Source organism: Cellulomonas sp. P4_H12 (genome assembly GCF_056400905.1).
The window spans coordinates 1-615 of record NZ_JBFUKJ010000102.1; the positions used below are offsets into that span (position 1 = coordinate 1).

The 615-nt window shown below is 68.0% G+C and carries 1 protein-coding gene; it reads left to right on the plus strand.

All coding sequences use genetic code 11. The features are described from left to right. On the plus strand, window positions 1-288 hold a 288-nt coding region (locus AC1DQC_RS19975), incomplete at its 5' end, for a hypothetical protein (RefSeq protein WP_477052971.1). Window positions 289-615 lie beyond the last annotated feature (327 nt).

Sequence of the window (615 nt, forward strand, 5' to 3'; positions counted from 1 at the left end):
ATCCAGCGGATCCTGGTGCGCTTCGCCGAGGACCCGTCGCTGCTCGACGAGACCCCCGCGGAGGTGATCGACAAGCGCGCCGCCGGCCTGATCGACGACGCCACCATGATGGACAAGCTCCTGAACTGGAAGTACACGTTCGGCCACGTGCCGAGCGTCGACGGCGTCGCCACCGACGCCTACAGCTCCGGCGACTGGGACGACATCGAGCAGGCCTACTACCTCGACCGGCTCACCGACGACGAATTCGCCCGACTCGTCGAGCGGCACAAGACGCACCTCGAATAAGCGGCGCCCGCAGTCAGTGACCGACGCTGACCAATCGCTCGGCGTGGTCACCGCGCAACTCATCGCCATGTCGGCCCCTGGCCACCCCCTGCACACCGACGCCAGGCTCGGCGGAAACAGCGCACGCGGCCGCGACTTCGCCGGACGCTGTCGTCAGCGGCAGATCGTGCAGTCGACCGCGGCGACGGTGCTGACGGAAATGCCGCGCCGCCTCATCTCAACCTGGAGGCGACTCAACAACGGCGGGTACTGCAGTGGCCGGTCCTGGAGTTGCCCGGCACCGTCCGAGCGGATCCGGACGTGATCGCGGCAATCCCACAGTGCGAC